Raw genomic sequence first — 23,386 nt, forward strand, 5'->3', positions numbered from 1 at the left:
ACGACGCCGGAGAGTGTCCCGGCGCGCTGACAGTCGTCTTTGTCCGAAGCCCCGGGGCGAGTGCCCCGGGGCTTCGCCGCGTTCGCACTCGCCTCCACCCCCGCGAGGAGACCGCGATGCACGACCACCGCAAGCTCGGCCGCGAGCTGGACCTGTTCGACACCGACCCGCTGATGGGCGCCGGGCTGCCGTACTGGCTGCCCGACGGCGCGGCCGTGCGGCACGCCCTGGAGGAGTACGTCCGTGGTGTCGAGCGCCGGGCCGGCTACCGGCACGTCTACTCCCCCGCGCTCGGCAAACGGGAGCTGTACGAGCTCTCCGGGCACTGGTCGCACTACAGCGAGGACATGTTCCCGCCGATGGAACTCGGTGGCGAGGAGGTCGTGCTGCGGCCGAGCCTGTGCCCGCACCACGCGTTGATCTACCGCTCCCGATCCCACAGCTACCGGGAACTTCCTTTGCGGATAGCAGAGTTGGGCGGCATGTACCGCGCCGAGCGGTCGGGTGTGCTCGGCGGCCTGACCAGGGTCCGGGCGATCCAGCTGAACGACGCCCACATCTTCTGCACCCTCGACCAGGCCGCCGACGAGGCCCGGGCCGCGCTGGAACTGATCGGGCAGGCGTACACCGCGCTCGGCATCCGGGCGGTCCGTCACCGGCTCTCGCTGCCGGGCGCCGGCGGGAAGTACGTCGCGGACCCGGCGATGTGGGAACGCGCCTCCGCCCTCCTCGCCGAGGTGCTGGACTCCGCCGGGATCACCTACGAGGCGGTCGAGGGCGAGGCCGCCTTCTACGGACCCAAGATCGACGTGCAGATCGTCGACGGCGCCGGCCGCGAGGCCACCCTGTCCACCGTGCAGATCGACTTCCACCAGCCGGAACGGTTCGACCTGCACTACATCGGCCCGGACGGCGCCAGGCACCGCCCGGTCATGGTCCACCGCAGCATCATCGGCAGCGTCGAACGGGCCGTCGCGCACCTCATCGAGGTGTACGGCGGCGCGTTCCCGGCCTGGCTGGCGCCCGTCCAGGTGGCCGTCCTGCCGGTCTCCGACGCGCAACTCCCGCAGGCCGAAGAGCTCGTGCGGGACTGCCTCGACCTGGGCCTGCGCGCCGAACTCGCCGGGCCGGAGCACGGCACCCTCGGGGCCCGTGTCCGCGGTGCCCGGCTGGTGCCGTACCAGGCGGTGATCGGCCCCGAGGAGGCCGTCGACGGCCGGGTCGCCCTGCGGCTGCGGGACGGCCGCCGCCCGGAGCCGGTGCCCGCCGCCGAGGCGCTCGCCCGGATCGCCGCCCGCGTGGACGCCCGCGCCACCGGGCTGTGGGAGGACCCGGGACAGGACCGACCGACCGGCCGGGGCTCGTCCGCCGGTTCCTAGCCGACTGGTGCGGTGACCGCCTCCGGCTCCGCCGAGCCCTTCCCCGCCGGGCCGATGCGCTTGCCGAGCAGCACGAACAGCAGGATGAGCCCGACCGTCAGCACGGTGTGGCCGAGGCCCGCGATCCACGACACGGCCTCGGGCACCCGGCTGCCGAGCACGGTTCCGCTGCCCCGGACGAGCATCATCGAGACGGTGATCGCGATGCCCGCGTTGTAGCACCAGAAGAACGCCGTGAACTGCCGCGTCCCGGACAGTCCGAACTGCTTGTCGAGGGCCAGCACGATGAGGAAGCCCAGCATGCCGAGCGCGAGCAGGTGGGTGTGGACGACGGCGAGCTGGGTGTCGCCCACGAAGTGGTGCGCCTTGGTGAACTCCCGGTAGTACAGCCCCGAGATCACTCCCAGGATCATGTAGGTGTGCGCCGCGTAGTACGACTTCCGCATCTCCGTGCCTGCTTCCCCGTTGGCCGACCACCGTAGTGAAACCAGCCATTCAAGCACCGGACGGCGTAGCGCGCACCCTTTCGCGCACCCTTTCGCGCACCCCGGCCCGGCGCGGGTCCGCGCTTCAGTAGGCTGCCCGCCACACCGTCGTTCGTGTGCGCAGGCCGCACCGGACGGCGGCCACCGACGTGGTGATGATGGGGGATTCACACCGTGCAGACTTCTCGCGTTCTCGCTGCCACCGCCGCAGCGTTCCTGGTCCTCTGCCCGGCCGCCGGCGCCGCGGCCGCCGCTCCCGCCGGGAGCCTTCCGGACCGGCCCTGCCACAGCGGCCGGACGGGCGTCCAACTGCCCACCACCTGGCAGGGGTTGGACCGGGCGAAGCTGGTCCGCGGCGGGGCGCCGGTCGAGACCTCCCTGACGATCCGGAACACCTCCGGCCACGCCGTCCAGGACCTCGACGCCCTGGTCTTCATCCAACCCGCGGTGGACGAGGGCGACGCCGTGCTGCTGGAGTCGAAGACGGCGGGTGGCGACTGGAAGCCCGTGCCGTGGGACGTCGTCCACCTCAACTTCCGCTACACGCCCGGGAAGTACCGGCTCGCGGCGGGCGAGACGCTGACGCTGAAGTTCCGCGCCTCCGCCAAGCGCGAGGCGACGGCCGCCGACTACACCTTCTCCTGGGCCGCCGGCTCGGCCCTGCTGGACGACGACACCGACCGCTTCCTCACCCTCGACGACCTGGTCAACGGCACGGCCGCACCGGGTGGCAAGGGCACCTGCACCGAGTACTACTCGCGGGCCGAACAGTCCTTCAGCGTGATCGCGGCCCCCACACCCACGCCCACGCCCACGCCCACGCCGACCCCCACGCCGACGCCGACCCCGACGCCGGCTCCCACCGCGACCCCGACCCCGTCCGCCCCGACCCTCGCACCCCGCGCCGTCCCGGCCGCGGCCGACACCGAGCTGGCCGCCACCGAGCTGGCCGAGACCGGCGGCGGAGCCGCGGCCCGCCCCCTCGCGGTCACCGGCGCGGCCGCCGTCGCCCTCGGCACCGGCATCCTGATCGCCCTGCGCCGCCGCCACGGCTCGCGCGGCTGAACGGCCCCGGCGGGAACGGTCGGACAAGCGTCAGGGGGACGCGTACCGGACCGTACCGGCTGCGGGCGGCCGAGCTCCGGGCACCGCGAGCAGGACAGCGGTGATGTTGTCCTGGCCGCCGGCGTCCAGGGCGTGCCCGACGAGCGCCCGGGCCTGCGGGAGCAGGCCGCCACCGGCCGGGCCGAGCGCGGCGCGGAGGCCTCCGGCGTCGGGGAGGTGGCGCCACAGGCCGTCGGTGCACAGCAGCAGACGGCCCGGCCCCGACGGACGGTAGCTGCGGACCTGCGGCTCGGGGGCGTCCGCGTCGGCGCCCAACCAGGCGGCGAGGGCGTCGAGTTCGCCGGTGTCGTCCTCGGTCAGCGCCATGCCCGGGCCCGTGTCCGGGAGCCAGTAGGCCCGGCTGTCGCCGATCCAGGCGCTCCAGATCCCTCCGGGGCCGGCGATGCCCGCCACGTACGTGCAGGCGGGCGCGGCGTCCGCGGACGCGGCCAGCGCGCTGACCGCACGGCCGGCCCGGACGGCGGCCTCGGTGAGGGCGTACTCCGGCAGCGTCCCCGACTCCAGCCGCGCGGCCAGCGTGGCCGCACCGACCTCGGCGGCGACCCGGGCGGCCCGCTCGGACCGGGGCGACATGGAGACCCCGTCGCAGACGACGCCGATCGTCCAGCCGCCCGCCGCCCGGGTCAGTGCCATCGCGTCGGCGTTGACACCCCGTTGCCGCCCCCGGTCGCTGACCCCGGCCGCACGGTCCCCGTCCGCGCCGTCCCGTTCCGCGCCGCCCCCCAGCGTGCTCTCCACCCGTGCGCGGAAACCGGGTTGAGCCTGTCCGCAGTCCCAGCAGTGTCCGTCGGGGGCGACCGTCCCACCGCACCGGACACAGTTCGTGATCTCTGTCATCGGCGGGCATCCTGCCAGATCGCCGCCGCGGCCACGCCGCGCCCCGCATCACCGGACCGACCGGCCCCGGGTCGGCACGGCGACGGGGCGCGGTGCACCCCGGTGCACCGCGCCCCGTCCGAGGCCGACCGGAGGTCAGCCCCGGGTGGCCATCGCGCGCAGGAAGAAGGTCAGGTTGGCCGGGCGCTCCGCGAGGCGCCGCATGAAGTAGCCGTACCACTCCTGCCCGTACGGCAGGTAGACCCGCATGGTGTTGGCCTCGGCCAGCCGCAGCTGCTCCTCCGGGCGGATGCCGAAGAGCATCTGGTACTCGAAGCTGTCCCGCGAGCGCCCGTTCCACTCGGCCAGCTGGCCGGCGATCTTGATCATGTTGGGGTCGTGCGAGGCGATCATCGGGTAGCCGTCGCCGGCCATCAGCACCTTCAGCGCCCGGACGTACGCCAGGTCCACCTCGTGCTTGCCCTGGAAGGCGACCGACTCGGGCTCCTTGTAGGCGCCCTTGCACAGCCGCACCCGCGAACCCGCCGCCGCGAACTCGCGGCAGTCCGCCTCGGTGCGGCGCAGGTAGGCCTGGAGCACGACGCCCAGCCACGGGAAGTCCGCGCGCAGCTCGCGGGCGATGGAGAGGGTGGAGTCGGTGGTGGTGTGGTCCTCCATGTCCAGGGTGACCGTGGTGCCGGCGGCGGCCGCCGCCTCGCAGATCCGCCGGGCGTTCTCCAGCGCGATCTTCTCGCCGTCCACCGGGAGGAACTGCCCGACCGCCGAGAGCTTGACCGAGACCTCGGCGTCGGCCGCGAGGCCGGTGTCCTTGAGCGCGGCGAGCAGGTGCTCGTACGCCTCGGCGGTGCCGGCGGCCTGGGCGGCGTCCTTGGTGTCCTCGCCGAGGTGGTCGAGCGTCACCTTGCGACCGGTGGCGACCAGCTCGTCGGTGGCCGAGATGCCCTGGTCGAGCAGCTCGCCGGCGACGAAGCGCTCGACGATGGCGTGGGTGGGCGGGAACTTCTCGACCAGGGTGCGCACCTGCGGGGAGCGGGACGCGGCGAGGAGGGCGGAACGGAGCATCGGTACTCCTGAAGATGGTTCAGCAGAAGGGAGCGGGGAGGAGAGGGGGCGGGGCGGCGGTGTGAGGGTGGGTCACCGCCGCCCCCGGAGGCACCGGGCCGGTCAGCCCATGTGCGGGTAGCGGTAGTCCGTCGGCGGGACGAACGTCTCCTTGATGGACCGGGTCGAGGTCCAGCGCATCAGGTTCTGCTTGGCGCCGGCCTTGTCGTTGGTGCCGGAGGCCCGGCCGCCGCCGAAGGGCTGCTGGCCGACGACGGCGCCGGTCGGCTTGTCGTTGATGTAGAAGTTGCCCGCGGCGTGGCGCAGCGCGCGCATCGCGTGCTCGATCGCCTCACGGTCCTGGGCGATGATCGCGCCGGTCAGGCCGTAGCTGGACACCGACTCCATCTGGGCCAGCATCTCGTCGTACTTCTCGTCCTGGTAGACGTGCACGGCCAGGATCGGGCCGAAGTACTCGTCGCGGAAGTACTCGCTCGCCGGGTCCTCGCAGACCAGGACGGTCGGGCGGACGAAGTAGCCGACCGAGTCGTCGTAGCTGCCGCCGGCCAGGACCTCGACCTTCGGGTCGGCCTTGGCGCGGTCGATCGCCGCCTTGTTCTTGGCGAACGAACGGTCGTCGATGACGGCGCTCATGAAGTTCGACAGGTCGGTGACGTCGCCCATGGTGAGCCACTCGACCTCGTCGCGGAAGTCGTCCTTGATCTCGGCCCAGATCGAGGCCGGGACGTAGGCGCGGGACAGCGCCGAGCACTTCTGGCCCTGGAACTCGAAGGCGCCGCGGGTCATCGCGGTCTTCAGCACGGCGCGGTCGGCGGACGGGTGGGCGACCAGGAAGTCCTTGCCGCCGGTCTCGCCGACGATCCGCGGGTAGGTGCGGTAGCCGGCGATGTTGTTGCCGACCTCGCGCCACAGGTGCTGGAAGGTGGCGGTCGAGCCGGTGAAGTGGATGCCGGCGAGGTCCGGGTGCTTGAGCGCGACCTCGGAGACGGCCAGGCCGTCACCGGTGACCATGTTGATGACGCCCTTGGGCAGGCCGGCCGCCTCCAGCAACTGCATCAGCAGGTGCGCGGAGTACTGCTGGGTCGGGGACGGCTTCCACAGCACCACGTTGCCCATCAGGGCGGGGGCGGTGGGCAGGTTGCCCGCGATGGCGGTGAAGTTGAAGGGGGTGATCGCGTAGACGAAGCCCTCCAGCGCGCGGTGGTCGCTGCGGTTCCACACGCCGTCCGATGAGATCGGCTGCTCGGCGATGATCTGCCGGGCGAAGTGCACGTTGAAGCGCAGGAAGTCGATCAGCTCGCAGGAGGAGTCGATCTCGGCCTGCTGCGCGGTCTTGGACTGGTTGAGCATGGTGGCGGCGGCCAGCGTCTCGCGCCAGGGGCCGGCCAGCAGGTCCGCGGCCTTGAGGAAGATCGCGGCCCGCGAGTCGAAGGAGAGCGCCTGCCAGGCCGGGGCGGCGGCCAGGGCAGCGTCAATGGCGTCGCGCGCGTCGTCCTGGGTGGCGTTGCGCAGCGTGCCGAGCCGTGCCGCGTGGTTGTGCGGCTGAACAACGTGGATCTCGGAGCCGGCGCCCATCCGGCGCTCCCCGTTGATCGTCATGGTCAGCTGGATCGGCTCCTGGCCGCCCAGCTCCTTCAGCTTGGCCTCCAGGCGGGCCCGTTCCGGGCTGCCGGGGGCGTAGCTGCGGACCGGCTCGTTCACCGGCGCGGGGACCTGGGTCACAGCATCCATGGGGCGCGCTCTCCTTCGAGTCGTGGGCGGGGAGCCGGCGCGGGTCACACGGCGGCCATGGACGAACGCTAAACCCGTGGACGGGGGCACTTATTTGGCCTGGCGGCTAAAGTCATCCGGACGGAGTTGTCCGAGCGGACCAAGGAGGGTCGATGACGGCGCCCGCCCCCTCCGGCGGCATCCCGCTGCGTCACCTGCTGATGTCGCTGGGTGAGCCGCTGGTCGAGCTCCAGGCCGCGCCGGCCGGGCTGGACGTCCCGGTCCGGGACGTGGCGATCCTCGATCCGGAGGACGAGGCGACCGCCGCGGCCGGTGAGCTGGTGCTGGCGATCGGTGCCCGCGGCCGGGCGGCCCTGCCCGCCCTGCGCGCCGCCGGACGGGCCGGGGCCGCGGCCGTCGCCGTGAAGCTGGACGCCCCGGGGCAGGCGGCCGCGCTGCGCGAGGCGGCCACCGAGGCCGGCGTGGCACTGCTGTCGGTGCGCCGCGAGACCCGCTGGGAGCACCTGGACTCGCTCGCCCGGGCGATCATCGCCGGCCCCGACACCCCGGCGTCGGCCGAGCCGAATACGGGCGACCTCTTCTCGCTGGCCCAGACCGTCGCCGTGCTGACCGGCGGGATCGTCTCGATCGAGGACACCTCCAGCCGGGTGCTGGCGTACTCGCGCTCCTCCGACTCGGACGAGGTGGACGACCTGCGACGGCTGTCCATCCTCGGCTGGCAGGGCCCGGAGCCGTACCTCTCCAAGCTGCGGGAGTGGGGCGTGTTCCAGCATCTGCGCAGCTCGGACGGCGTGATCGAGATCGACGCCCATCCCGAGCTGGGCATCCGCCGGCGCCTGGCGATCGGCATCCGGGCCGGCGCCCAGCCGCTCGGCACCATCTGGGTGCAGGAGGGCGCCCGGCCGCTGGCCCCGCTGGCCGAGCAGTCGCTGGTCGGCGCGGCCCGGGTGGCGGCGGCCCAGTTGATCCGGCGCCGGCGCGAGCTGTCGGCGGACGTCCGGCTGACCAGGACGCTGCTCACCGGCCTGTTGGAGGGGTCCACCGGGCCGCAGTCGCTGGCCACCCACCTCGGGCTCGACCTGCGCCGCCCGGCGACCGTGCTGGCGTACGCGGCGGGGCAGGGCCCGGAGCGGGAGCTGACCCGGGCCGAGGTGACCGGCCTGATCTCGGTGCACACCGCCGCCCGCCACCGCGGCGGCATCCTCGCCCCGATCGAGGACCGGGTGTACGTGCTGCTGCCCGAGCTGCCGCCGGCCCTGCCGGTGGCGACGCTGCGCAGCTGGGCGCACGAGGTGGTGGCGGCGGCCCGGGAGCACCTCGGTGTGGAGCTGCGGGCGGCGATCGGCCCGACGGTCGACGGCCTGGCGGCGGTGACCGAGTCGCGGGCGCAGGCGGACCGGATCCTGGACGCGATGGGCCGTGGCGGGGTCGACCCGGAGGTGGCCGCGCTGATCGACGTGCAGGCGGAGGTGCTGGTCAGCGAGGTGCTGGCGCTGCTCCAGGAGCGGGACGGGCTGCGCGACCCGCGGCTGACGGCGCTGACCGGCTACGACCGGCGGCACGGCACCCGGCTGGCGGAGTCGGTGCTGGCCTGGCTGGACGCCCTGGGCGAGGTCCGGGTGGCCGCGGACGCCCTGCACATCCACCCCAACACCCTGCGCTACCGGGTGCGCCGGGCCGAGCAGTTGACCGGGCTCGACCTGGCGCAGCCGCAGCAGCGGCTGCTGGCGATGCTGCAACTGCGGCTGCCCGCCGAGGACGCCTGACGGGTCCTCGGCGGGCAGCCGGCCGGTGCTCCGGGGCCGGGGTGCGGCGCCGGGTGGTGTCAGTAGTCGTAGCCGTGGCCGCGGCGGTGCTGGAGGCGCCACCACGGGCCGGTGATCGCGACCATGATGCCGGGGACCTGGATGTTGGCGAACAGGGTCTCGCCGTCGTCCGAGAAGGTCACGCCGGTGAACTCGCTGAACTCGGGCTTCTCCGCGGTGCCGATGTTCAGGTCGTTGCGGGCGATCGGGTAGGTGCGGCCGTCCTCGGTGGTGCCGAACAGGTGCGACTGGCCCTCGCCGTCCTCGGCGATGACCAGGCCGCCGTACGGGGAGACGGTGATGTTGTCCGGGCCGTCGTAGTTGCCGTGGTCGCCCATCACGTCGGTGTTGACGCCGAGCAGCACCTTGAGGGTGATGGTGCGGCGGGCCGGGTTGTAGAACCAGACCTGGCCGTCGTGCTGCACCGGGCTCTCGGTGCGGGCGAAGCTGGAGACGAAGTAGAAGCCGCCGTCACCCCACCACATGCCCTCCAGCTTGCGGGCGCGGGTGACCTGGCCGTCGGTGAACTGCTTGCGGACGGAGACCGTCTTGGCGTCGCGGTCCGGGACGTTCACCCAGTCCACGCCGTAGGTGGTGCCGACCTTGACGGCCCGGGAGAGGTCGTCGACGAAGGTGCCGTGCGAGTCGAAGACCTTGAAGGCCTCCAGCTTGCCGGCATCGGCGGCGAGCCCGCGGAGCTTGCCCTTGCCGTGCCGGAAGCCGGCCGGCGGGGTCCAGCGGAAGAGCAGGCCGTTCGGGTTGGAGGCGTCCTCCGTCAGGTAGAGGTGGCCGCGCCTCTGGTCGACGACGACCGCCTCGTGGGCGTAGCGGCCCAGCGCCTTGATCGGCTGCGGGTCGCGGTTGGCCGCCTGGTCGTACGGGTCGACCTCGAAGATGTAGCCGTGGTCCTTGGTGAAGCCGTTCTTGCCGGCCTTGTCCTCGGTCTCCTCGCCGGACAGCCAGGTGCCCCACGGGGTCGCGCCGCCGGCGCAGTTGGTGGCGGTGCCCGCGATGCCGACCCACTCGGTGACCTTCCGGCCGCCCTGGCGGACCTCGACCACGGTGCAGCCGCCGGCCGCGCCCGGGTCGTACACGTGGCCCTCCAGCAGCGGCACCGGGTGCGGCCAGTTGGCGCGGGCGCCGGCCAGCTCGTGGTTGTTGACCAGCAGGGTGCCGCCGTGCTTGCCGGGGAAGGCGGCGGTGCCGTCGTGGTTGCTCGGCGTCGACTCGCCGGTGACCAGCTTGGTCTTCCCGGTGTAGGTGATGACCTGGTACTTGAAGCCGTGCGGCAACGCCAGGACCCCGGCCGGGTCCTTGACCAGCTCGCCGTAGCCGGTGGCCCGACGGGCCGCCTCGACGGCCTCGGTGGCGGGGGCCTCGCCACCCGTCGGCGCGGCGATGGCACCGGGCGCGGTGGCCAGCACCTCGGCGCTGCCGGCGACCAGCACACCGGCGCCGAGGAGGGTGGAACGGTTGACGAAGTCCCGACGGGACAGCGGCATATCGGTCACTCCTGTGGGATGGCCGCCACCGGGGGCACCCGGTGTCGCGGCTGAGGGGTCTTCGACGGAGACCGCCGACGCCCAGCAGGCTGGGCCCGCCGGGTGAACCGGAGGTGAATCCGACACTGCGTCAGCGTGGCGTTTGGCGAACCGTATTCGAAGCCATGACCTGATCTTTACCCCGCCCGCGCGGCCCGGTACGCTCCCCCGGGGGCCCCGTCCACCCCGGTCTCAGTGCCGGGGGCGCTCCGCCCGCCACTGCTCCCAGGCCCCCAGCCAGCTCTCCTCCAGGCCGGCCGACTCCTCCGGTCCGGCGCCCGCCCAGAGCCGTTCCCAGGCCCGCTGGGCCGGTAGGCTCGGTACCTCGCTGGCGAACACGGTGTACCGGATGGCCTCCTCCACCGCCGCCCGGCCGTCCGGTGTGCCCACCAGCCAGTCGGTGTTCTGCGCCAGCCTGGTCAGCTGGTTGACCATCGCGCTGACGGCCTCGCCGGCCTCCTCGCGGGTCTCCGACGCGAGCCGCATCTGCTGGCGCACGGCGGCCTCCCAGCGCAGGGTGCCGGCCTCGCCGCGCAGCCGCCGCGGCAGCCGCGGCGCCCGTCGGGAGCGGATCTGCGCCTCCATCGCGACCACCTCGCTGACGCTGTGCTCGATCACCCCGCGGTGGGCCTCCAGCCCGCTGACGGGGGGCAGTTCGCGCTCCTCCACCGGGACGTCCTGGCCCTGCTGACGGCTCGCCAGCCGCCGCATCAGCGCGGTGCGGCCGAGCACGTAGCGTTCGAAGTCCTCGATCCTGCGCAGTTCGACCTCGCCCGGCGGCACTCCCCGGCCGGTCACGGTCACGGTCATGCCGTCCACCCGCAGCCGGCCCGCCCAGACCGGCCCGGCCCCGGCGTCCGGCCGGCGGTCCTCGTGGATCTGCACCGCCCGGGGCTCGCCCTCGACGGTGATCCACTCCCGCATCGCCCGCACCCGGCCCGGACCGTCGCCCTCGTCGACGTCCAGTTGCTCGTAGATGCGGTCCCGCTCGTCCTCGACGACGTCCTCCAGGTCCGGCAGCGGTCTGGCCCGCTCGGCACCGGGACGGTAGGTGCGCACGGTGACGTACGGGCCCTCGACCGAGCTCCAGTCGCCGGAGCGGACCTCGACCCAGCCCACCTCGCCGTCGCTCACCTCGTACTCGGCGAGGGCGTCCCGGTCGGGCGCGTCCCGGTCGAGGGGTTCCCGGTCGAGGGGCTCCCGGCCCAGGGGTTCGCGGCCGAGGTGCTCGGGGCCGGACCGGACGGGGGCGCCCGGGCCCGCGTCCGCGGTGCCCGGCAGCGTGCCGCCGCCCTCGCGCGCCCCGGCGGACTCGTGCACGCCCCGGTCCACGCCGTACACCGGGAAGTCGGCCTCCCGCAGCACCCGGCGGTTGTACGCCTCGTGGTCCGCGTAGAAGTCCTCGGGATCCTGGGGCCCGCTCGTGCGCTGCCTCTTCATCCTCTGCCGCACCCCCGCGTCTAGCCTCGTGTTCCCCGGCCGGCGGCCCTGTCCCGCCACCTGCGCCGCGTCCGCCCCACCATACGGCCCAGCCACCTACCGGGGCATCAGCTTCCCCCGCACGAGCACGAGCGCGGCACCGGCCTCCCGGCCGCGCCCGCGCCGGGATGTCGGCGTCCCTGCCTACGCTGGCGCCATGACAGCAACCCCGGCCTTCCCGGCCCGCATCAGCATCGTCACCCTCGGCGTCGGTGACCTGGCCCGCAGCACCGCCTTCTACGAGGCGCTCGGCTGGCAGCGCTCCGCCGCCTCCAGCCCGGAGATCGTCTGGTTCCGCACCGCCGACTCCGCGCTCGGCCTCTTCCCCACCGAGGAACTGGCCGCCGACGCCGGCATCCCGGCCGCCGGCGAGCCGAGCTTCCGCGGCGTCACCCTGGCCGTCAACCTGGAGTCCCCCGAACGGGTGGACGCGGCGCTCGCCGCCGCCGTCGAGGCCGGCGCCACCGTGGTCAAGCCGCCGACCGCCACCTCGTGGGGCGGCTACTCGGGGTACTTCGAGGACCCGGACGGCCACCTGTGGGAGCTGGCCCACAACCCGTTCTTCCCGTTCACCGCCGCGGGCCAGCTCGACCTGCCCTGATCCGGGCCGGCCCGGCCCGACCCCGGCCCGCCCGGATCACCGACCTCCGGCTACCGCTGCTGCGACCTGGCCCTGAAGGCGGCCTTCCGGGCCTCCTTGGCCACCGACCGGTCCAGGTGCAGCTCGCCCACGATCTCCAGCACCTGCGCGGTGTAGGGGTGTTCGACCCGCCACAGCTCGCCGAAGTAGCTCGCCGGGTTGTCCGTCACGGGCAGCCCCGCGACCAGCTCGCGCAGCCGGCCCGCGTCGCCCTCGCTGGTCAGCATCACCGCCGCGAAGGAGTCGACCGCCGTCCACAGCGCCACCGGACGCTCCGGCGCCGCGACGTCGACGCCCTGGGCGCGCAGCCAGGCGCGGGCGCCCCCGCCCAGCTCCGGGTCGTCCACCACCTCCAGCGCCGCGGGGCGGGCCGGCTCGCCGAGCTCCTCCAGCGCCACCGCGCAGAGCATCCGGCGGACGGGGCTGTTGGCGTCCAGACCGCGGGCGGCGGCCAGCAGCTCGCGGGCCGCCCCCTCCGGCTCCCGGCCGGCCAGCCAGGCCAGCAGTTCCTTGTCGGGCAGCACGTTGCCCGCCTCCGTGATGCCGCGCAGCAGCGCCTGGGCGTCCCCGTCGGCCAGCTCGCCGATCAGCGGCGCGTCGTACCCCTGCTCCATCAGCCACTCGCGCACCGCGTACTGGCCGAGCGGGGTCAGCCGGACGGTGCCGAACCGGGCCGCCTCCTCGTCGTCCGGCTCGGTGTCCGGGGCCGGGGCGACGACGTCCTCGCCGTCCTCCTCCTCGAACAGCTCCGGATCGATCGGGCGGTGCTCCATCAGCCCCAGTTCGGCGAGGTCGCCCAGCATCGGGTCGAGCGCGACCATCAGGTCGGTGATCTCGCCGAGCATCTCCTCGTCCGGCTCCTCGCCCTCCGGCACCACCAGCAGGGCCGCGAGCACGCCGAGCGGGACGGTCTCCTCGCCCGGGTCGGCGAAGGCGGTCATCTCGTACAGCACCTGGAGGGCCTCGTCGAGCAGTTCGGTGGCGGCCTCCCTGGCCTGCTCCACGTCGGCCAGCTCGGCCTCGGCGGCGTCCTCGTCGTCGCTCTCGCCCTCCGGGGCGAGCGAGTCGGCCTCGGCGGCCAGCTCCCGCATGATCCCGGCCGCGTCCAGCCACAGGCCGAGCACCACCGACGGGTCACCCTGCTCGGCGGCCTCCAGGTCCGGGCCGGGGACGGCCGCGTGCGTGCCCTCGGCGGTGGTGCCGGTCTCCACCAGGTCCAGGTCGCAGGCCAGCGCCCAGGAGCGCATCGCCTCGACCACCGCCTCCTCCGACACCTCGCCCTCGGCGGGGGCCAGCCCGAGCAGCCGCGCCGCGGCCTCCCGGTCCTCCTCGGTGAGGTCGCCGAACTCGTCGACCGGGCGGCGCGGCGCCGTCCAGCGCGCCAGCGCGAGCGCGTGCGCGATCAACGGTACGGCCAGCGCGGCGGTGACCAGCTCGGCGTCGGCGGGCAGGGTGATCGGCGGCACCAGCACCGCCGAGTCGTCCAGGTCCTCGTCGTCACCGCCCCGGGCCCCGTACAGGTCGGCCAGGTCGAAGTCGGCGGGCAGCAGGCCCTCGCCGGGCTCGCCGTCCCCGGCGGCGGACGGGTGGTCAGGGGTGTTGCGGCTTCGTCCGGCCATCGTTGCGCGATCTCCCGTAGTGACGGTGGGCACTGCCGGGCCGATCGCTGTGTGTCGGCCCGTCCACCCAGCGTATCGGCCTGGCACACCCGATGCCCGGCCGACCGGGGGGACGGCGCGGGGCGTCCGTGCGGACCACGTATCCTTCGCTGGGCACCGCGCACACCCCGCGCGCGCCCCCGGGCAACGAAGCCCACTCCCCTTGCTGCACCCACCCGCCCCAACCGGGCTCCTCCGCCGTGCCACCACCCCGGGCGCAGCCGGGTCCCGGTGGTGCCCGGCCACAGGAGATCCCTGCCATGGCGGACCTCTCCCCCGCCGGCTCCGGACCCACCAGGTTCCCCGGAAGCCGACTGTCGGAGGCCCTCCTCCCGTTGGAGCTCGCGCCCCGCGCCCAGCTCCGGCTCGCCGCCGTCAGCCGCTGGAACGCGCTGCGCGGCATCCGTGTCGGCCTGGTGGCCGTCGCCCTGCTGCTGCTGTTGATCGGCGCCAACCTGGCCACGCCGATCTACCCGGTGCTCGCCGACCGCCTCGGCCTCACCCCGGTCGCCGTCACCGGACTGTTCACGGTGTACGTGTTCGCGCTGATCCCGGTGCTCGCCGCGGTCGGCCACTGGTCGGACCATCTCGGCCGGCGCGCCCTGATCCTGCCCGCGATCGCGCTGGCCGCCGCGGGCGACGTGCTGTTCGCCACCGCCGGCAGCCTCTGGCAGCTGGCCGTCGGGCGTGCCGTCCAGGGCGTCGCCGTGGGCCTGTCGACCGGAGCCGCCGGAGCGGCCCTCGGCGACCTGCTGCCCGGTCACCCGACGCTGGCGGCCAAGCTGACGCTGGCCTGCTCGGCCGGCGGCGTGGCGATCGGCCCGGTCGTCGGTGCCTCGCTCTCGGGTGGCGATCACCCGCTGGTCACCCCGTTCCTGCTGCACGCCGTGGCGCTGCTGGCGCTGTGCGTGCCGCTGGCGCTGGTGCACCCCAGGATGCCGGGCCGCGAACGCCCGCCGGCCTCCCCGCCGCGGATCACCACCCCCGCGCACCTGCGCCCACAGCGGCTGCGGCTGCCGCGCCGGGGCCGCCGGGAGTTCCTGCTGGCCGCCGCGGCCGGCTTCACCTCGTACGCGGTGTTCGGCACCTACCTGAGCCTGGCGCCGGCCTTCTCCGCGCAGCTGCTGCACTCGCCGTCGCGGATGACCGGCGCGGTGGTCGCCGCGCTGCTGCTCGGTTCCTCGGCCGCGGCGCAGCTGCTGGTGCCGCCGACCTCGGACCGGCTGGTGATCGCCCTCGGGACGGCCGGTCTGGCGGCCGGGCTCGGGCTGGTGGTGGCCGCCCAGTACACCGGGACCCCGGCGCTGCTGTTCATCGGCAGCGTGCTCGGCGGCGCCTGCCAGGGCGTGGCGTTCCGCTCGCTGTTCACCGCCGCCTCGGCGGCGATGGACCCGGAGCGCCGGGGCAGCGAGCTGTCGGCGCTCTGGGTGATCGTCTACCTGGGCAGCTCGGCGCCGGTGGTCGCGGTCGGTGCGCTGACCCAGCGCTTCGGTCTGCTGCCGGCCGTCAGCGGTTTCGTGGGGCTGGCCGCCGTCGCCTGCGTGGCGCTGGCGGTGGCGGTGCTGCGGCCCTCCCGGGCCTGAACCGCGCGCCTGAACCCTGGCCCTGAACCGCGGGCCTGAACCGCGGGCCTGAACCCTGGCCCTGAACCGCGACAGCGCGAAAACGCCACTGCCCGGTCCTCCCGAAGGAGGGCCGGGCAGTGGCGTCAGCGGGCCGGCGGCGGGGCTCAGACGTTGAAGCCGAGCGCCCGCAGCTGGTCGCGACCGTCGTCGGTGATCTTGTCCGGGCCCCACGGCGGCATCCAGACCCAGTTGATCCGCAGGTCCTGGACGAGGCCGTCGGTGGCGGTCTTCGCCTGGTCCTCGATGACGTCGGTCAGCGGGCAGGCCGCCGAGGTCAGCGTCATGTCGATGGTGGCCACATCGGACTCGTCGATGTGGATGCCGTAGATCAGGCCCAGGTTGACCACGTCGATGCCCAGCTCGGGGTCGACGACGTCCATCAGGGCCTCGGTCAGGTCCTCGACGGAGACGGTGCCCGCCGTGGTGCCGACGATGACCGTCGGCCCCTCGCCGGCGACGGCCTCGGGGGCCTTCGGCTCCGCGTCCGAGGTGGTCTCGGTGTCGCTCATGTGTACGCCCTCCTCGGGCAGGTCAGTCATGGATGGCGGGCTGCTCGGCCAGGGCCTTGGCGGTGGCGTCCTTCCAGGCCATCCAGCTCAGCAGGGCGCACTTCACCCGGGCCGGGTACTTGGAGACGCCGGCGAACGCGACCGCGTCCTCCAGCACCTCCTCGTCGCCCTCGCCCTGGCCCTTGCTCTGCATCAGCTCCAGGAAGGCCTCCTGGATCACCTGTGCGTCGCCCACGCTCCGGCCGACCACCAGGTCGTTCAGCACCGAGGCACTGGCCTGGCTGATCGAGCAGCCCTGCGACTCGTAGGACACGTCGGCGACGGTCGAGCCGTCCAGCCTCACCCGCAGGGTGATCTCGTCACCACAGGTGGGGTTGACGTGGTGCACCTCCGCGTCACCGTCCCGCAGCCCCTTGCCGTGGGGGTTGCGGTAGTGGTCCAGGATGATCTCCTGGTACATGGAGTCGAGCTTCATCGTGGGCCCCGTCTCCTCAGCCGAAGAAGTTGCGGACGTGGTGCAGGCCGTCGATCAGCGCATCGACCTCGGCCGGCGTCGAGTACAGGTAGAACGACGCCCTGGTGGTCGCCGGAATTCCGTACCGCAGGCAGACCGGGCGCGCGCAGTGGTGGCCGACGCGCACGGCGATGCCCTGCTCGTCCAGCACCTGGCCCACGTCGTGCGGGTGGATGTCGCCGAGCACGAACGAGATCGCCGCACCGCGGTCCACGGCGGTGCGCGGACCGATGATCCGCAGGTCGGGCACCTCCAGCAGGCGCTCCACCGCGTACTCGGTGATGGTGTGCTCGTGGGCCGCGATCCGGTCCATGCCGATGGCCGACAGGTAGTCGACGGCCGCCCCGAGACCGACCGCCTGGGCGATCGGCGGGGTGCCCGCCTCGAACTTGTGCGGCGCCGGGGCGTAGGTGGACGCGCCCATGGTGACGGTCTCGATCATCTCGCCGCCGCCCAGGAACGGCGGGAGGTCCTCCAGCAGCTCCTGGCGCCCCCACAGCACGCCGATGCCGGTCGGCGCCAGCATCTTGTGGCCGGTGAAGGCGACGAAGTCGGCCTCCAGCGCCTGCACGTCCAGCACCATGTGCGGGGCGGCCTGCGAGGCGTCGATCAGCACCAGGGCGCCGACCGACTGGGCCTTGCGGACGATCGCCTCGACCGGGTTGACCGTGCCCATCAGGTTGGAGACCAGCGTGAACGAGACGATCTTCGTCTTCTCGGTGATCAGCTCGTCGATGGTGGACAGGTCGAGCCGTCCCTCGTCGGTGAGCCCGAACCACTTCAGCTCCGCGCCGGTGCGCTGCGCGAGCAGCTGCCACGGCACGATGTTGGAGTGGTGCTCCATCTCGGTGATGACGATCTCCGCGTCCGCGTCCACGCGGTACGGCTCGTCGGCCCAACCGAGCATGTTGGCGACCAGGTTGAGCGACTCCGAGGCGTTCTTGGTGAAGATCACCTCGTCCCGGCTCGGCGCGTTGATGAACGCCGCGACCTTGTCGCGGGCGCCCTCGTACAGCGCCGTGGCCTCCTCGGCCAGCACGTGCACGCCGCGGTGCACGTTGGCGTTGTGCCGCTCGTAGTAGGCGTTCAGGGCTTCGAGCACCTGACGGGGCTTCTGCGAGGTGGCCGCGTTGTCGAGGTAGACCAGGGGCTTCCCGTCGTGCAGCACGCGCTGCAGGATCGGGAAGTCCTTGCGGATCGCGTCGCCGAAGTCCTGGGCCTCGGACAGGGGCCCGGCGAGCGCCGAGCCGGGATGCAGTGTCACTCGGAAGCGCCGCCCTTCACGTAAGCCGCGTAGCCCTCGTTCTCCAGCTTGTCGGCCAGCTCGGGACCGCCGGACTCGACGATCCGACCGGCCGAGAAGACGTGGACGTGGTCGGGCTTGATGTACTTCAGGATCCGGGTGTAGTGGGTGACCAGCAGGGTGCCGACCTCACCGGAGGAGGCGACCCGGTTGATGCCCTCGGAGACCTGGCGCAGCGCGTCGACGTCGAGGCCGGAGTCGGTCTCGTCGAGGATCGCGATCTTCGGCTTGAGCAGCTCCAGCTGGAGGATCTCGTGGCGCTTCTTCTCGCCGCCGGAGAAGCCCTCGTTCACGTTGCGCTCGGCGAACGCCGGGTCCATGTGCAGGGCGGCCATCGCCTCCTTGACCTCCTTGACCCACAGCCGCAGCTTGGGGGCCTCGCCGCGGACGGCGGTGGCGGCGGTGCGCAGGAAGTTGGAGACCGAGACCCCGGGGACCTCGACCGGGTACTGCATGGCCAGGAAGACGCCGGCGCGGGCCCGCTCGTCGACGGACATCTCCAGCACGTCCTCGCCGTCCAGCAGCACCGAGCCGCTGGTGACGGTGTACTTCGGGTGACCCGCCAGCGAGTACGCCAGGGTGGACTTGCCGGAGCCGTTGGGGCCCATGATGGCGTGGGTCTCGCCCTGCTTCACGGTCAGGTCGACGCCGCGGAGGATCTCGCGGGGGCCGTTCTCGGCCTCGACGGAGACGTGCAGGTCGCGGATTTCAAGCGTTGCCATGTGGACTCAGGACTCCTGGTTGACGGAGACGAGCACATCGTCCCCTTCGATCTTTACGGGGTAGACGGCGACCGGCCTGGTGGCGGGCAGTCCGGAGGGCTTGCCGGTCCGCAGGTCGAAGCTGGAGCCGTGCAGCCAGCACTCGATCATGCAGTCCTCGACCTCGCCCTCGGAGAGCGAGACGTTGGCGTGCGAGCACGTGTCGTTGATCGCGAACACCTCGCCCTCGGTGCGGACCAGCGCGACCGGGACGCCGTTGAGGTCGACCCGCTTGGGCTCGTCCTCGGCGAGGTCGGTCAGCGCGCAGGCGCGGAGGAAGCTCATGCGACGGTCTCTTCCAGCTCCGCGTCGATCTTCTCCATCAGGCGGTCCTGGATCTCGGCGACGCCGATCTGCTGGACCAGCTCGGCGAAGAAGCCGCGGACCACCAGGCGGCGGGCCTCGTCGGCCGGGATGCCGCGGGCCTGGAGGTAGAACAGCTGCTCGTCGTCGAAGCGGCCGGTCGCCGAGGCGTGGCCGGCGCCGGTGATCTCGCCGGTCTCGATCTCCAGGTTCGGGATCGAGTCGACCCGGGCGCCGTCGGTGAGCACCAGGTTGCGGTTGAGCTCGTAGGTGTCGGTGCCCTCGGCGGCGGCGCGGATCAGCACGTCGCCGACCCAGACCGCGTGCGCGTCCCGGCCCTGCAGCGCGCCCTTGTACGCCACGTTGGAACGGCAGTGCGGGGTGTCGTGGTCGATGACCAGACGGTGCTCCAGGTGCTGGCCGGCGTCGGCGAAGTACAGGCCGAACAGGTCGGCCTCGCCGCCGGGGCCCGCGTAGTTGACCCGCGGGTGCAGCCGGACGAGGTCGCCGCCGAAGGTGACCACGACGGACTTGAGCGAGGCGTCCCGGCCGACCAGCGCGGTGTGCTGCGCGACGTGCACGGCGTCGCGGTCCCAGTCCTGGACCGAGACGAAGGTGAGCTTGGCGCCGTCGCCGAGCAGCAGCTCGACGTTGGCGGCCCGGGTGCCGGTACCGGTGTGGTTGATCACCACGACCGCCTCGGCGAACGGCTTGACGTCGATCACCACGTGGGCGAAGGCGACCCCGCCCTCGCCGTGCACGTCGATCCGGACCGGCTCGGTGAGCACGGCGTCCTGGGGGACGGTGACCACGAGCGCCTGCTCGAAGGAGCTGAACGCCTGCGCGGCGACCCGGTCGACCGGCTTGCCGGCGCGGCCGATCCGCTCGTCGTCCCGGCCGACCAGCGAGGCGCTGACGCCCTTGGGCAGGCCGAGGTCGATCTTGTCCTCGCCCCGGACGGCCTCCGCCGCGGTGCCGTCGTGCAGCCCGGCGAGGCGGTGCAGCGGGGTGAACCGCCAGTCCTCCTCGCGGCCGGTCGGCACCGGGAAGTCGTTCACGTCGTACGAGGGCTTGACCGCGACGCGGGCGTCGATCGGCTGCGTGACCGCGGCCCGGCCGGTGCCGGGGCCGGCCAGCTGCGCGCCGGCGCCGGCGGTGCCGACCTCGATCGAGCCGGCGGTCGTGGCGCCGGAGGTGGTGTTGACGTCAGCCATGGCTGTCGTAGTGCTCTCTTCCTGAAAAGTGCGGGTGGGACGGCGGGCGGCGGGCGTCAGCCGACCGATCCCTCCATCTGCAGCTCGATCAGCCGGTTCAGCTCCAGCGCGTACTCCATCGGCAGCTCGCGCGCGATCGGCTCGACGAAGCCACGGACGATCATCGCCATCGCCTCGAACTCGGTCATGCCCCGGCTCATCAGGTAGAAGAGCTGGTCCTCGCTGACCTTGGAGACGGTCGCCTCGTGGCCCATCGACACGTCGTCCTCGCGGACGTCGACGTACGGGTAGGTGTCCGAGCGCGAGACGGTGTCGACCAGCAGCGCGTCGCAGAGCACGTTGGACTTGGCGCCCTTGGAGCCCTCGCCGATCTCGATCAGCCCGCGGTAGGAGGTCCGGCCGCCGCCTCGCGCCACCGACTTGGAGACGATGTTGGAGGAGGTGTTCGGCGCCATGTGCACCATCTTGGCGCCGGCGTCCTGGTGCTGGCCCTCGCCCGCGAAGGCGATCGACAGGGTCTCGCCCTTGGCGTGCTCGCCCATCAGGTAGACGGCCGGGTACTTCATGGTGACCTTGGAGCCGATGTTGCCGTCGACCCACTCCATGGTCGCGCCCTCGTACGCCACGGCGCGCTTGGTGACCAGGTTGTAGACGTTGTTCGACCAGTTCTGGATGGTCGTGTAGCGGCAGCGGCCGCCCTTCTTGACGATGATCTCCACCACGGCGCTGTGCAGCGAGTCCGAGGAGTAGATCGGGGCGGTGCAGCCCTCGACGTAGTGGACGTAGGCGTCCTCGTCGACGATGATCAGCGTCCGCTCGAACTGGCCCATGTTCTCGGTGTTGATCCGGAAGTAGGCCTGCAGCGGGATGTCGACGTGCACGCCCTTCGGCACGTAGATGAACGAACCGCCGGACCACACCGCCGTGTTGAGCGAGGCGAACTTGTTGTCGCCGACCGGGATGACGGTGCCGAAGTACTCCTTGAAGAGCTCCGGGTGCTCCTTGAGCGCGGTGTCGGTGTCCAGGAAGATGACGCCCTGCTCCTCCAGGTCCTCGCGGATCTGGTGGTAGACGACCTCGGACTCGTACTGCGCGGCGACACCCGCGACCAGGCGCTGCTTCTCCGCCTCCGGGATGCCGAGCTTGTCGTACGTCGCCTTGATGTCGGCGGGCAGGTCCTCCCAGGACTCGGCCTGCTTCTCGGTGGAGCGGACGAAGTACTTGATGTTGTCGAAGTCGATGCCGCTGAGGTCGGAACCCCAGGTCGGCATGGGCTTCTTGCCGAACAGCTTCAGACCCTTGAGGCGCAGGTTGAGCATCCACTCGGACTCGGACTTCTTCGCCGAGATGTCGCGGACGACGTCCTCGCTGAGGCCGCGCTTGGCGGTGGCACCGGCGGCGTCGGGGTCCGACCAGCCGTACTCGTAGGTGCCCAGGCCTTCGAGCTCCGGGTGTGCGATGTCAGTCATGCGAGGTTCCTCCGCGCGGACGAGCCGATTCGTGTCGGGACGTACCGACAGTCGGCACGGCACCGGGCTCCCGCTCACGCGCGGGAGACGGTGCGGCACCGGGTGCCGGCACATAGGTGGTGCAGACCCCGTCGCCGTGGGCGATCGTGGCCAGCCTTTGCACATGGGTGCCCAGGAGCTGGGAGAAGACCTCGGTCTCCGCCTCGCAGAGCTGCGGGAACTGCTCGGCGATGTGCGCGACCGGGCAGTGGTGCTGGCAGAGCTGGGCCCCCACCGGGGCCTTGGCGGCCGTCGCGGCGGGCACTCGCCGCACCGTGGCAGCGTACCCGTCGGCGCTCAGCGCCAGGGCGAGCGCCTCGGCCCGGCGGCCGTCGTCGGCCTCGTCGAGGGCACTGCGGTACTTCTCCCCCTGCTTGTGGAAGCGGGCCCGGGCGAACGCCGCGACCGCCTCCTCGCCCGCCGGGCCGCCGCCCACCGCGTCGGAGATCCAGCGCAGTGCGTCGGCGGCGAGCTGGTCGTACGCCTGGTAGAAGGCGTCCCGGCCGCACTCGGTCAGGGCGAAGACCTTGGCCGGACGGCCCCGGCCGCGGCTGCCGTAGACCCGCTGGTCCCGGGACTCCACCAGGCCGGCGGCGGCCAGGGCGTCCAGGTGCCGGCGGACTGCGGCGGCGGTCAGCCCGAGGCGGCTGGCCAGGTCGGCGGCGGAGGAGGGCCCGTGGTCGAGGATCGAGCGGGCGACCCGGTCCCGGGTCGCCCGGTGCCCGTCGAGCGGGGCCTCGGCCGCCGGCGCGGGCAGCACGGGGCCGGAGGCCGACTCGGCCTCCGACTCAGGGCTGTGCTCGCGCATGTATTTCACAACACGATTGTTGCGTAATTCCTTCCGGAAGGACAAGCCGTGACCCACGCCTCATCCGTGGCTTCAATCACGCAGGTAAGGCTTACCTGACCTGCGAAAACGATCACAGGAGGGCGGTGGACGGCCCCCGCGTGCGGCCCTCTTAGACTCCCCGGTATGCAGACAACACCCGCCGTCGAGGTGGCCGGGCTGGTCAAACGCTACGGCGACAAGCTCGCCGTGGACGGCCTCGACCTGGCCATCGAGCGCGGCACGGTCACCGCCGTGCTCGGTCCGAACGGGGCCGGCAAGACCACCACCGTCGAGACCTGCGAGGGCTACCGCCGCCCCGACGCGGGCACCGTCCGCGTGCTCGGGCTCGACCCGGTCGCCGACGCCGCACGGCTGCGACCCCGGATCGGCGTGATGCTCCAGACGGGTGGCGTCTACGCCGGCGCCCGGGCCGTCGAGATGCTCCGGCACACCGCGCGCCTCTACGCCGACCCGCTCCCCCTGCAGCCCCTGATCGAGCGCCTCGGCCTCGACTCCTGCGGCCGCACCACCTACCGCCGGCTCTCCGGCGGCCAGCAGCAGCGCCTGGCCCTGGCGATGGCCGTGGTCGGCCGCCCCGAGCTGGTCTTCCTGGACGAGCCCACCGCCGGACTCGACCCGCAGGCCCGGCGCGCCACCTGGGAGCTGGTCCGGGAACTGCGCCGGGACGGCGTGACCGTGGTGATCACCACCCACCACATGGACGAGGCCGAACAGCTCGCCGACCGGGTCGCCGTGATCGACCGCGGCCGGGTGATCGCGAGCGGCAGCCCGGAGGAGCTCTGCCGGGGCGGCGCCGAGAGCAGCCTGCGCTTCGACGGCCCGCCCGGCCTCGACCTGACCGGCCTGCGCAAGGTCCTGCCGGACGGCGCGGACGCCACCCAGCCCACCCCCGGCTCGTACCGGGTCCAGGCCCCGATGGACCCCCGCCTGCTGGCCACCGTCACCGCCTGGTGCGCCGAGGCCGGCGTGATGCCCGAGAAGCTGGCCGTGCAGCGGCGCAGCCTGGAGGACGTCTTCCTGGAACTGACCGGACGGGAGCTGCGCTCGTGACCACCTT

Annotated in this window: 21 protein-coding genes; 6 read left to right on the forward strand and 15 right to left on the reverse strand. The window is 72.9% G+C overall.

Annotated elements, in window-relative coordinates:
* The first annotated feature begins 26 nt into the window (after window positions 1-26).
* Window positions 27-1,379, forward strand: a complete 1,353-nt coding sequence (gene thrS / locus ACIOFR_RS11490) for a threonine--tRNA ligase (RefSeq protein WP_400995341.1) — start codon at window positions 27-29, stop codon at window positions 1,377-1,379.
* On the opposite strand, the gene ACIOFR_RS11495 is transcribed toward thrS, so the two are convergent.
* Window positions 1,376-1,825, reverse strand: coding sequence for a DUF2871 domain-containing protein (locus ACIOFR_RS11495; protein WP_400995040.1), 450 nt, complete (start codon window positions 1,823-1,825; stop codon window positions 1,376-1,378). The genes thrS and ACIOFR_RS11495 overlap by 4 nt on opposite strands.
* A 213-nt stretch (window positions 1,826-2,038) precedes the next feature.
* Here ACIOFR_RS11495 and ACIOFR_RS11500 point away from each other — a divergent pair, with 213 nt between their 5' ends.
* Window positions 2,039-2,929, forward strand: a complete 891-nt coding sequence (locus ACIOFR_RS11500) for a hypothetical protein (protein WP_400995042.1) — start codon at window positions 2,039-2,041, stop codon at window positions 2,927-2,929.
* Window positions 2,930-2,959: 30 nt separating this feature from the next.
* On the opposite strand, the gene ACIOFR_RS11505 is transcribed toward ACIOFR_RS11500, so the two are convergent.
* The 3 genes from ACIOFR_RS11505 to pruA all read right to left on the reverse strand — a co-directional run bounded on the left by ACIOFR_RS11505 (window position 2,960) and on the right by pruA (window position 6,619).
* A complete protein-coding gene (locus ACIOFR_RS11505) occupies window positions 2,960-3,727 on the reverse strand; it encodes a PP2C family protein-serine/threonine phosphatase (protein WP_400995045.1) in 768 nt (255 codons plus the stop codon).
* Window positions 3,728-3,961: 234 nt separating this feature from the next.
* Complete coding sequence (locus ACIOFR_RS11510; RefSeq protein WP_400995047.1) at window positions 3,962-4,888, reverse strand: proline dehydrogenase family protein; 927 nt, start codon at window positions 4,886-4,888, stop codon at window positions 3,962-3,964.
* Window positions 4,889-4,990: 102 nt separating this feature from the next.
* Entirely contained in the window at window positions 4,991-6,619 is a 1,629-nt protein-coding gene (gene pruA, locus ACIOFR_RS11515) for an L-glutamate gamma-semialdehyde dehydrogenase (RefSeq protein WP_400995049.1), read from the reverse strand.
* 152 nt (window positions 6,620-6,771) lie between these two features.
* On the opposite strand from pruA, the gene ACIOFR_RS11520 reads away from it, so the two are divergent.
* Window positions 6,772-8,385, forward strand: a complete 1,614-nt coding sequence (locus tag ACIOFR_RS11520) for a PucR family transcriptional regulator (RefSeq protein WP_400995051.1) — start codon at window positions 6,772-6,774, stop codon at window positions 8,383-8,385.
* Between the two features lie 59 nt (window positions 8,386-8,444).
* On the opposite strand, the gene ACIOFR_RS11525 is transcribed toward ACIOFR_RS11520, so the two are convergent.
* Together ACIOFR_RS11525 and ACIOFR_RS11530 are read right to left on the reverse strand one after the other, a co-directional pair.
* Entirely contained in the window at window positions 8,445-9,926 is a 1,482-nt protein-coding gene (locus ACIOFR_RS11525; RefSeq protein ID WP_400995054.1) for an alkaline phosphatase PhoX, read from the reverse strand.
* A 231-nt stretch (window positions 9,927-10,157) separates the two neighbouring features.
* Window positions 10,158-11,405, reverse strand: coding sequence for a hypothetical protein (locus ACIOFR_RS11530; RefSeq protein WP_400995056.1), 1,248 nt, complete (start codon window positions 11,403-11,405; stop codon window positions 10,158-10,160).
* Between the two features lie 196 nt (window positions 11,406-11,601).
* Here ACIOFR_RS11530 and ACIOFR_RS11535 point away from each other — a divergent pair, with 196 nt between their 5' ends.
* Entirely contained in the window at window positions 11,602-12,045 is a 444-nt protein-coding gene (locus ACIOFR_RS11535; protein ID WP_400995058.1) for a VOC family protein, read from the forward strand.
* 50 nt (window positions 12,046-12,095) lie between these two features.
* On the opposite strand, the gene ACIOFR_RS11540 is transcribed toward ACIOFR_RS11535, so the two are convergent.
* Entirely contained in the window at window positions 12,096-13,703 is a 1,608-nt protein-coding gene (locus ACIOFR_RS11540; protein ID WP_400995060.1) for a hypothetical protein, read from the reverse strand.
* A 299-nt stretch (window positions 13,704-14,002) separates the two neighbouring features.
* Here ACIOFR_RS11540 and ACIOFR_RS11545 point away from each other — a divergent pair, with 299 nt between their 5' ends.
* Window positions 14,003-15,325, forward strand: coding sequence for an MFS transporter (locus ACIOFR_RS11545; protein ID WP_400995062.1), 1,323 nt, complete (start codon window positions 14,003-14,005; stop codon window positions 15,323-15,325).
* A gap of 146 nt (window positions 15,326-15,471) precedes the next feature.
* Here the strand turns inward: ACIOFR_RS11545 and ACIOFR_RS11550 are convergent, their stop codons facing one another.
* From ACIOFR_RS11550 to ACIOFR_RS11585, 8 genes are read right to left on the reverse strand one after another with little or no spacing between them, the layout of a single operon-like run.
* Window positions 15,472-15,876, reverse strand: coding sequence for a metal-sulfur cluster assembly factor (locus tag ACIOFR_RS11550; RefSeq protein WP_400995064.1), 405 nt, complete (start codon window positions 15,874-15,876; stop codon window positions 15,472-15,474).
* Between the two features lie 22 nt (window positions 15,877-15,898).
* Complete coding sequence (gene sufU, locus ACIOFR_RS11555) at window positions 15,899-16,351, reverse strand: Fe-S cluster assembly sulfur transfer protein SufU (protein ID WP_400995067.1); 453 nt, start codon at window positions 16,349-16,351, stop codon at window positions 15,899-15,901.
* 16 nt (window positions 16,352-16,367) lie between these two features.
* Window positions 16,368-17,648: a cysteine desulfurase gene (locus ACIOFR_RS11560; RefSeq protein ID WP_400995344.1), complete on the reverse strand. Its 1,281-nt coding sequence runs from the start codon at window positions 17,646-17,648 to the stop codon at window positions 16,368-16,370.
* 2 nt (window positions 17,649-17,650) lie between these two features.
* The gene (sufC, locus tag ACIOFR_RS11565) at window positions 17,651-18,415 is read right to left on the reverse strand and encodes a Fe-S cluster assembly ATPase SufC (protein WP_400995070.1); all 765 of its coding nucleotides are present in this window, start codon (window positions 18,413-18,415) and stop codon (window positions 17,651-17,653) included.
* Window positions 18,416-18,421: 6 nt separating this feature from the next.
* Window positions 18,422-18,739, reverse strand: a complete 318-nt coding sequence (locus ACIOFR_RS11570) for a bifunctional 3-phenylpropionate/cinnamic acid dioxygenase ferredoxin subunit (protein ID WP_400995073.1) — start codon at window positions 18,737-18,739, stop codon at window positions 18,422-18,424.
* Window positions 18,736-19,971: a Fe-S cluster assembly protein SufD gene (gene sufD, locus ACIOFR_RS11575; protein ID WP_400995076.1), complete on the reverse strand. Its 1,236-nt coding sequence runs from the start codon at window positions 19,969-19,971 to the stop codon at window positions 18,736-18,738. Before sufD ends, ACIOFR_RS11570 begins: the two co-directional genes overlap by 4 nt.
* A gap of 56 nt (window positions 19,972-20,027) precedes the next feature.
* Window positions 20,028-21,440 (reverse strand): Fe-S cluster assembly protein SufB, encoded by a 1,413-nt coding sequence (gene sufB / locus ACIOFR_RS11580; RefSeq protein ID WP_371499872.1) that lies wholly within the window; start codon window positions 21,438-21,440, stop codon window positions 20,028-20,030.
* Window positions 21,433-22,296, reverse strand: coding sequence for a helix-turn-helix transcriptional regulator (locus ACIOFR_RS11585; protein WP_400995079.1), 864 nt, complete (start codon window positions 22,294-22,296; stop codon window positions 21,433-21,435). Before ACIOFR_RS11585 ends, sufB begins: the two co-directional genes overlap by 8 nt.
* Window positions 22,297-22,452: 156 nt before the next feature.
* Between ACIOFR_RS11585 and ACIOFR_RS11590 the strand changes: the two genes are divergently transcribed.
* On the forward strand, window positions 22,453-23,379 hold the full coding sequence (locus ACIOFR_RS11590; RefSeq protein WP_400995081.1) for an ABC transporter ATP-binding protein: 927 nt from the start codon (window positions 22,453-22,455) through the stop codon (window positions 23,377-23,379).
* Window positions 23,380-23,386: the final 7 nt, after the last annotated feature.

Source organism: Kitasatospora sp. NPDC088346 (genome assembly GCF_044740765.1).
GTDB lineage: Bacteria > Actinomycetota > Actinomycetes > Streptomycetales > Streptomycetaceae > Kitasatospora.

Bases quoted from the DNA above. Each gene is read 5' to 3' on its own strand.
- ACIOFR_RS11495 (WP_400995040.1), bottom strand. From the start codon at position 1,825: ATGCGGAAGTCGTACTACGCGGCGCACACCTACATGATCCTGGGAGTG.
- ACIOFR_RS11510 (WP_400995047.1), bottom strand. From the start codon at position 4,888: ATGCTCCGTTCCGCCCTCCTCGCCGCGTCCCGCTCCCCGCAGGTGCGC.
- pruA (WP_400995049.1), bottom strand. From the start codon at position 6,619: ATGGATGCTGTGACCCAGGTCCCCGCGCCGGTGAACGAGCCGGTCCGC.
- ACIOFR_RS11520 (WP_400995051.1), top strand. From the start codon at position 6,772: ATGACGGCGCCCGCCCCCTCCGGCGGCATCCCGCTGCGTCACCTGCTG.
- ACIOFR_RS11525 (WP_400995054.1), bottom strand. From the start codon at position 9,926: ATGCCGCTGTCCCGTCGGGACTTCGTCAACCGTTCCACCCTCCTCGGC.
- ACIOFR_RS11530 (WP_400995056.1), bottom strand. From the start codon at position 11,405: ATGAAGAGGCAGCGCACGAGCGGGCCCCAGGATCCCGAGGACTTCTAC.
- ACIOFR_RS11535 (WP_400995058.1), top strand. From the start codon at position 11,602: ATGACAGCAACCCCGGCCTTCCCGGCCCGCATCAGCATCGTCACCCTC.
- ACIOFR_RS11540 (WP_400995060.1), bottom strand. From the start codon at position 13,703: ATGGCCGGACGAAGCCGCAACACCCCTGACCACCCGTCCGCCGCCGGG.
- ACIOFR_RS11545 (WP_400995062.1), top strand. From the start codon at position 14,003: ATGGCGGACCTCTCCCCCGCCGGCTCCGGACCCACCAGGTTCCCCGGA.
- ACIOFR_RS11550 (WP_400995064.1), bottom strand. From the start codon at position 15,876: ATGAGCGACACCGAGACCACCTCGGACGCGGAGCCGAAGGCCCCCGAG.
- sufU (WP_400995067.1), bottom strand. From the start codon at position 16,351: ATGAAGCTCGACTCCATGTACCAGGAGATCATCCTGGACCACTACCGC.
- sufC (WP_400995070.1), bottom strand. From the start codon at position 18,415: ATGGCAACGCTTGAAATCCGCGACCTGCACGTCTCCGTCGAGGCCGAG.
- ACIOFR_RS11570 (WP_400995073.1), bottom strand. From the start codon at position 18,739: ATGAGCTTCCTCCGCGCCTGCGCGCTGACCGACCTCGCCGAGGACGAG.
- sufD (WP_400995076.1), bottom strand. From the start codon at position 19,971: ATGGCTGACGTCAACACCACCTCCGGCGCCACGACCGCCGGCTCGATC.
- sufB (WP_371499872.1), bottom strand. From the start codon at position 21,440: ATGACTGACATCGCACACCCGGAGCTCGAAGGCCTGGGCACCTACGAG.
- ACIOFR_RS11590 (WP_400995081.1), top strand. From the start codon at position 22,453: ATGCAGACAACACCCGCCGTCGAGGTGGCCGGGCTGGTCAAACGCTAC.